5 protein-coding genes are annotated in these 6287 nt (G+C 71.8%); 4 read left to right on the top strand and 1 reads right to left on the bottom strand.

Translation table 11 applies throughout. The features are described from left to right. Positions 1 to 232: 232 nt before the first annotated feature. Positions 233 to 1123 carry an NADP-dependent oxidoreductase gene (locus AC0685_RS42590; RefSeq protein ID WP_478230711.1) on the bottom strand — a complete coding sequence of 297 codons (891 nt, stop codon included), beginning with the start codon at positions 1121 to 1123 and terminating at the stop codon, positions 233 to 235. A 133-nt stretch (positions 1124 to 1256) separates the two neighbouring features. Between AC0685_RS42590 and AC0685_RS42585 the strand changes: the two genes are divergently transcribed. Genes AC0685_RS42585 through mnmA form a run of 4 tightly spaced genes read left to right on the top strand, consistent with a single transcriptional unit; the run spans position 1257 to position 6271 of the window. After that, complete coding sequence (locus tag AC0685_RS42585; RefSeq protein WP_478230710.1) at positions 1257 to 2510, top strand: helix-turn-helix transcriptional regulator; 1254 nt, start codon at positions 1257 to 1259, stop codon at positions 2508 to 2510. A 24-nt stretch (positions 2511 to 2534) separates the two neighbouring features. Then, positions 2535 to 3929 (top strand): MFS transporter, encoded by a 1395-nt coding sequence (locus AC0685_RS42580; RefSeq protein ID WP_478230709.1) that lies wholly within the window; start codon positions 2535 to 2537, stop codon positions 3927 to 3929. 48 nt (positions 3930 to 3977) lie between these two features. After that, the gene (locus AC0685_RS42575; protein ID WP_478230708.1) at positions 3978 to 5174 is read left to right on the top strand and encodes a cysteine desulfurase family protein; all 1197 of its coding nucleotides are present in this window, start codon (positions 3978 to 3980) and stop codon (positions 5172 to 5174) included. Between the two features lie 5 nt (positions 5175 to 5179). After that, complete coding sequence (gene mnmA / locus AC0685_RS42570) at positions 5180 to 6271, top strand: tRNA 2-thiouridine(34) synthase MnmA (RefSeq protein WP_478230707.1); 1092 nt, start codon at positions 5180 to 5182, stop codon at positions 6269 to 6271. The last annotated feature ends 16 nt before the right edge of the window (positions 6272 to 6287 follow it).

Below are 6287 nucleotides of genomic sequence, written 5' to 3'. Positions count from 1 at the left end.
GGGGGGGGGGGGGGGGGGGGGGGAAGGGGGGGGGTGGGGGGGGGGGGGGGGGGGGGGGGTGTTTGGGGGGAAACCCAAAACCCCCCCCCACGACCCCCTCGACCCGGCATCGCCTCGCTCCGGTCGCGAAAGTCCCGCTCAGCACCTCACGCGTGCGATGAAGGGGCCTTTCATCGCGAATTTTGCAATGAAAGGCCCCTTCATCGCAGCAACCGGTGGGCTCGCGCGGCTGTCAGTCGAAGACCAGCGTGATCTTCCCGCCCGCGTGACCGGTCGCGCTCTCCCGGTGCGCCTCGGCGGCATCGGCGAGCGCGTAGCCGGAGCCCAGCTTCAGCTTCAACCCGCGCGCGACCAGATCCTCAAGCACCGCCGCGCTTTCTTCCCCACCGGCCGAGAACTTCAGCCCCTGGGCGTACGCCGCCGGGTCCGCGATCGTGATCAGCCGGTCGGGTGATCCGAGCAGTTCGACGGACTCACCCAAGACACCGAAGCCCGCCGCGTCGAACACCGCGTCCACGCCGTCCGGCGCGACCGACCGGACCCGCGAAACCCAGCCGTCGCCGTACTGGACCGGCACCGCGCCGAGTTCCTTCACCTCATCCAGCGACGAGGCCCCGGCGAGCCCGACGACCGTGGCGCCCAGCGCGACGGCGGCCTGCGTCGCGATCCTGCCGACCTGGCCGCTCGCGCCGTGGATCACCACCGTCTCGCCCGGCTTGACCTCGAGTTCGCCCAGCACCCGCAACGCCGTCTCCCCGGCGATGGGCAGCGCGGCGGCCTCGGCCCACGAAAGTCCGGCGGGTTTGCGGATGACCTTGCTCGCCAGCGCGTACTCCGCGTACGTGCCGGTGTCGGACCAGCCGAAGACCTCGTCACCGACGGCGAAATCGGCGCCTTCGCCCACCGCGTCCACGACGCCCGCCAGCTCCAGGCCGAGGATGTGCGGGAATTCGACCGGGCGGACCTCCGCCATGGCGCCGGACCGGATCTTCCAGTCGATCGGGTTGACGCCCGCGGCCTTGACCGCGACCCGCACCTGACCCGGGCCGGGCTCCGGCAGCGGGACCTCGGCGGACCGCAGGACGTCCGGTTCGCCGTACTGGGTGATGGTGATCGCTCGCATGTTCACTCCTATCGGATTCCTTCGCTGCGATCAGTCAACCGGCGTCCGGCCCCCGCCCGAACCAGCCGGACGAGCAGTGTTCACTAGCCGGGAGAGCAGCGTCCCCGCGCCGGAACGCGCTTAGTGTGGAGCCATGGACCCGCTGCACGTGCTGAGCCAGGTCGAGTACATGCTCGCCGCTCCGCGCCCCGAACTCCTGCCGCGCTTTTCCGAGACGGCCGCGGCCGTGCTGCCGCACCGCGCCGCCGCCATGGAGACCGGTGACTGCTCCCGCCTGCCGATCAAGGTCCACGGGGATCCGGAGATCACCGGCGCGGTCACGAGCGCCGAGCTTCAGCGGCTCGCCGCGCTCGGCGTCCCGGGGCGGGCGGTGGTGGCCGAAGAGACACTCGGCGGGAAACGCCGGAAACTCGTCGTGCTGACCTCGGCGCCGGTGATCGGCAAGGGCGCGATGATCGCGCTGGTCCCCGCCGACGACGAGCCGTCGGACAGCGCGCTCGAATTCGTCGCCAAGCTGTGGGACATCGTCAGCGTGAACGCCGCCCAGCGCGCCACCGACCCCGAGCCCGCCGTCCTGGAGAGCAACATCGCGGCGGCCACCGCGCGGGCGCGGGCGATCACCGATCTGGGGCAGACCCACGCGACCACGTTGACGTCACTGCTCTCGGTGCTGCGATCACGGCGGCTCGGCGACGCCGCCGCCCGGCAGACCGCGACCGACCTCGCCGCGGCCGCGCTGGTCGAACTGCGCTCGATCGCGGACCGCGACCAGGAACTCTCGGCGGAGCCCGCGTCGGAGGCGTTCGGCACTCTCGTCACGCAACTGGCTCCTTTGGTGCGCCACGACGACGTGACCGTCGACCTCGCCGGGCCGGACGACGAACGGCCGCTCCCGCAGGACATCGCGCACACCGCCCGCACGGTCTCGCGCGGTCTGGTGCTCTCCGCGCTGGAGCGGGACAGCAGCCGGGTCCGGGCGTCCTGGCGGATCGACGGGCAGGCTCTCCGGGTCACCGTGCGCGACGACGGCCCGGACGTCGCCCGCGCCGTGCCCGCCACCGGGCTCACCGAGCGGATCACCCCGCTCGGCGGCCGCTGGGAGGTCGACGCCGTCCCCGGCTGGGGCGCCACGATCACCGCGATCCTGCCGCTGGGTGTCCAGGAAACGCCGGAACTGCGCCCGCTCGACCGGCTCAACCCGCGCGAACTCGAAGTCCTCGCCGGGATCGCGCGCGGGAAGCGCAACCGGCAGATCGCCGAAGAGCTGGCGCTGACCGAGCACACGGTGAAGTTCCACGTTCGGAAGATCCTGGGGAAGCTGGAGGTCACGTCGCGCGGGGAGGCGGCCGTGCTGGCGCGTGAGCTGCGCCTGGAGTCGGTGTCGTGAGCTTGACCTCCACCGAGCTGGAGGTTGCAGGCTCGTCGTATGACGATCACTGGGGACAAGGCCGAACCGAAGGGTGTGCTCTGGACACCTGAGCACCGCGTGACCACCATCGGGCTGCTGCTCATGGTCACGCTCATCGCGTTCGAGAGCATGGGTGTCGCCACCGCGATGCCGACGATGGTGGCCGACCTCGACGGCCTCGCGCTGTACGCCTGGCCGTTCACCACGTTCCTGGTCGCCAGCGTGGTCGCGACCGTCCTTTCCGGACGTCTCGGCGACCGCAAGGGCCCGGCGCCCGCGCTGCTCGCCGGTACCGCGTTGTTCGCCGCCGGGCTGCTGGTCGCGGGGCTCGCGCACGACATGCCGCTGCTCCTGCTCGGCAGGGCGTTGCAGGGCTTCGGTTCCGGTCTCCTGCTGGTCTCGGTGTCGCTGCTGATCGCGCTCACCTTCAGCGACCGCGAACGTCCGGTGATCTACGCCGCCAACGCCGCCGCGTGGGTGCTGCCCGCGGTGATCGGGCCTTCGATCGCGGGCGTGGTGACCGTGAGCGTCGGCTGGCGCTGGGTGTTCCTCGGGCTGATCCCGCTGACCGGGATCGGGCTCGCACTGCTGGTCGTCGTCACGCGCAAACTGCCGGCCCACGTACCCGGCGAATCCGCCGTTCGCGCCGGTGTCGTGCCCGCGGTGGTCGCCGCCCTCGGCGTCGCCGCGCTCACCTGGGCGGCGCAGCACCCCTCTCTCGCGGCACTGGCCTACGGCGGCGCCGGTCTGGTCGCCCTCGCCTACGCGCTCCGCAAACTCCTGCCCGCCGGGACGCTGACGTCGCGGCCGGGGTTGCCGACAGTGATCGCCTCGCGTGCGCTGATCGCGGGCGCGTACGCCGGGATGGAGGCCTACCTGCCGCTCACGATGACGGAGGTCCACGGCTACAGCCCCGCGCTGGCCGGGCTGCCGCTGACGGTGACCGCGCTGGGCTGGTCGGCGGGGTCGATGCTGCAGGGCCGCATGCTCGACTGGTCGCGTGAAGCGTCGCTGCGGACCGGGTTCGCGCTGGTCGCGGCCGGTTTGGCGATCTTCGTCTTCGTCCCGCTGCCGTCTTTCCCCAGCTGGATGGCGTTCGTGGCGTCGGCTGTCGGCGGCTCCGGGATGGGGATCGCGATGCCCGCGATCTCGGTGTTGCTGCTCCGCTACTCGCCGGAGGCCGAACGCGGGTTCAACACCTCGGCGCTGCAGCTCGGCGACTGGGTCGGATCGGCTCTGACCATCGGTTTGGGCGGGGTTCTGCTCGCTTCACTGGCGTCGGCGAAGGAGCCGTCGGCGGCGATCTTGGTGCTTTCGGTGGTGCTGACCGGCATCGCGCTGCTGGGGGTGCGGCTGACCGGCCGGTGGCCGTCGGATATGAGCGCCGCCACCCGCTGAGCAGGGTGGGCTTGGTCACGCCCCGGAGCGGTCTACCCTGGTGTGGCGATGACCTATCTCGACCACGCGGCGACCACCCCGATGTTGCCCGAAGCCGTAGCGGCGATGTCCGAGGCGCTGTCCACAGTGGGCAACGCCTCCGCGCTGCATTCCTCGGGGCGCCGGGCGCGCCGCCGGGTCGAAGAAGCCCGAGAGGTGATCGCGGAGGCGCTGGGTGCCCGGCCGTCCGAGGTGATCTTCACCGCCGGTGGCACGGAGAGCGACAATCTCGCGGTCAAGGGCATCTTCTGGGCCCGCAACGGCGAGGACGCCGAGCGCCGCCGGGTGCTGTGCAGCACAGTCGAGCACCACGCCGTCCTCGAGTCCGTCGAATGGCTGGAGCAGCACGCGGGCGCCGAGATCGTCTGGGTCGAGGTCGACCAGGCGGGCCGGGTCACTCCCGAGTCGCTGCGCACCGCCATCGGCGACAGCCCCGAGACGGTCGCGCTGGTCACCGTGATGTGGGCGAACAACGAGGTCGGCACGGTCAACCCGATCGCCGCGCTCGCCGCCGTCTGCGCCGAACACGAGATCCCGCTGCACACCGACGCCGTCCAAGCCGTCGGCGCGGTGCCGGTCGACTTCGCCGAGAGCGGCGCCGCGGCGCTGACCCTCACCGCGCACAAGCTGGGCGGCCCGTACGGTGTCGGCGCGCTGCTGCTCGGCCGCGACACCGCGTGCGTGCCGGTCCTGCACGGCGGCGGCCAGGAGCGCGCCGTGCGTTCGGGCACGCTCGACGTCCCCGCGGTGATCGCGTTCGCGACGGCGGTGAAGGTCGCGGTCGAAGGCCGCGAGGAGTACGCCAAACGCGTCGCCGAGCTGCGGGACGACCTGATCGAGGCCGTCCGGCGCGAGGTGCCGGACGCGGTGCTCAACGGTGGCGAGGGTGAACGCCTGCCCACGCACGCCCATTTCACCTTCCCCGGTTGCGCGGGTGACAGCCTGCTGATGCTCTTGGACGCCAAGGGCATCGAATGTTCCACCGGTTCGGCGTGCACGGCGGGTGTCGCGCAGCCGAGCCACGTGCTGCTGGCCATGGGTGCCGAACCCGCGGCCGCGCGCGGGTCGCTGCGGTTCTCGTTCGGGCATACCTCGGCGCCGGAAGACGTTGAAGCGGTTTCGAGGGAGATCGCGGGCGTCGTCGACAGGGCGAGGCAGGCGGGGCTCGCCGGGATGCGCAAGCAGACGCAGAAGCAAGAGGTGTGAGGAAGATGCGCGTACTGGCCGCGATGAGCGGGGGAGTGGACTCGGCGGTGGCCGCCGCGCGCGCCGTGGACGCCGGGCACGAGGTCGTCGGGGTGCACCTGGCGCTGTCGGCGAAGCCCGGCACGCTGCGCACCGGATCCCGTGGCTGCTGCACGATCGAGGACTCCGGTGACGCGCGGCGCGCCGCGGACATCCTCGGCATCCCCTTCTACATCTGGGACTTCGCCGAGCGGTTCACCGAAGAGGTCATCGAGACCTTCGTCGGCGAGTACGCCGCGGGCCGGACGCCGAACCCGTGCGTCACCTGCAACGAGAAGATCAAGTTCGAAGCGTTGCTCGACAAGGCGATGGCGCTCGGCTTCGACGCGGTCGCCACCGGGCACTACGCCCGTCTGTCCCTTGTGGACGGTGTGCCGGAGCTGCGCCGCAGCGTCGACTCCGGCAAGGACCAGTCGTACGTGCTGGCCTCCCTGACCCCGGAGCAGCTGCGGCATTCGCTGTTCCCGCTCGGCGATTCGTGGAAGACCGACGTGCGCGCCGAGGCCGCGAGCCGTGGCCTGTCGGTGGCGAAGAAGCCGGACAGCCACGACATCTGCTTCATCCCGGACGGGGACACGAAGAGCTTCCTGGAGAAGCGGCTCGGCCAGCGTCCCGGGCAGCTCGTCGACGCCGAGACCGGCGCCGTGCTCGGTGAGCACACCGGCGTGCACGGCTTCACCGTCGGCCAGCGCAAGGGACTCGGCATCGAGGCGCCGGCGCCGGACGGGCGGCCGCGCTACGTGCTCTCGCTGGAACCGGTTTCGGGCACCGTGAAGGTCGGTTCCGCGCGGGACCTCGGCGTGAACGTGATCGAGGCGGACCGCCCGATCTGGCCGAGCGAGCGGCCGCTGGACGGCCCCACCGAATGCGTCGTGCAGGTGCGCGCGCACGGCGGGATCGTCGAGGCCGTCGCGGAAGTCTCCGGCGACGAGGTGACCATCCAGCTCCGTGAGCCGCTGCGCGGCGTCGCGCCGGGTCAGGTCGTCGTGCTGTACCGCACCGACGCCGCCGAAGGCGACCTCGTGCTCGGCAGCGCGAAGATCTCGGGGACCCGCTGACCCCTCCCGCATTTCG

The sequence above is a fragment of the Amycolatopsis sp. NPDC043889 genome (assembly GCF_056435645.1).
Note: the sequence above shows the minus strand (reverse complement) of the source record. Positions and strands in the feature narration are given on the sequence as shown.